The organism is Mycobacterium sp. TH-M82 (genome assembly GCF_057473605.1).
Map to the genome: position 1 here is coordinate 1 of NZ_JBYCKY010000096.1, position 1,141 is coordinate 1,141.

1 protein-coding gene and 1 pseudogene are annotated in these 1,141 nt (G+C 64.1%); both read left to right on the plus strand.

The window, feature by feature from the left end:
* A pseudogene (locus tag AC2VON_RS02905) lies at positions 1 to 200 on the plus strand (hypothetical protein); the annotation flags it as partial.
* 140 nt (positions 201 to 340) lie between these two features.
* Positions 341 to 1,021 (plus strand): DUF5666 domain-containing protein, encoded by a 681-nt coding sequence (locus AC2VON_RS02910; RefSeq protein ID WP_486951594.1) that lies wholly within the window; start codon positions 341 to 343, stop codon positions 1,019 to 1,021.
* Positions 1,022 to 1,141: the final 120 nt, after the last annotated feature.

A 1,141-nucleotide genomic window follows, 5' to 3' on the forward strand; every position in this document is an offset into this window, starting at 1 on the left:
GCCCCGGCACTGCGGCGGTGCTGAATTCGGTGCGCGGCCCGATGAGTCTGCATCGGTTCTTGTCGAATCTGCTGCACTCGGTGAGCTTCACCAGATACCGGATCGACCGTGTTCCCCGGTACGAGTTGATCCACTGCGGGCTGGACGTGCCCGAATCGGCGCACCCGCCCTATACCGGCCTGCCCGCGACGGGCCCCTAAGGCCGTGTCCGGTCATTCTCGGTCATTTTCGAACCAGTCGAGTGCGGCACGTCTGCCCAAAACGCAGTACTCTGATACCTGCTGGTAGAACGGCAGCATAACTGATCTGGCCACAGCGCCCAGCAATTGAAGGGATATCGATGCAACTAACTTTCGAGCCCGCCCGGCTCACCGGACTCGCGATCCTCGCGGTTGCGGGCGCAACCGCGCTGTCGCTGGGCGCGTGCAGTTCGTCGCCCAAGTCCCCAGAGGCGTCGCCCGCGTCCCCAGGGAAGTCGTCCGCCGGCGCCGAAGACTCGGTTTCCGGACTGATCGCGTCGGTGTCCGGTAACGCGGTCCAGGTCACCGAGAAGACGGGGACGGCCACCGTCGACGTCAGCCCCAAAACCAGGGTCACCGAGAACGTCGCGGCTCAGCTGACCGATATCACTGCCGGCAAGTGCGTGTATGTTCCTAACATCCCGGAGAGCGCCTCGGTCCCCGGTGGCGCTGTCACAGCCAGAACTGTGCAACTCTCCCTTGAAAGGGGTGACGGCAAGTGCCCGACACCGCCGGAGGGCAGCCCCCCCAGCGTAAGCGGCAGGGTTGCTTCTGTAGAGGGTGACACCATCAACGTGACCGTTGCCGACGCCAACGGCAACCCCTCTGAAACCAGGGTGAGGGTCACCGACACCACGCAGTACTGGAGAAACACCTTGTTAAATTCGGAGGCCGTCGTGCCAGGCAGGTGCATCGTCGCACGGGGAACCAAGGATGGTAGCGGGACGCTGCAGGCGACGGTTGCCGCCTTGAGCTCCGCCAACAATGGCAAATGCCCGTAGGCTGCCGATAAGCAGCAACCGCGCTGATATGGGGGCCCTGCGCCCAGTCAAAATCCAGCAACGCAGCTCCGGCGGCTGCTGGCGCACCTGTGGAAGGACTCGCCGACTTCGCCATCGTGC

Coding starts and splice junctions, on each gene's coding strand:
- AC2VON_RS02910 (WP_486951594.1), top strand. CDS start 341: ATGCAACTAACTTTCGAGCCCGCCCGGCTCACCGGACTCGCGATCCTC.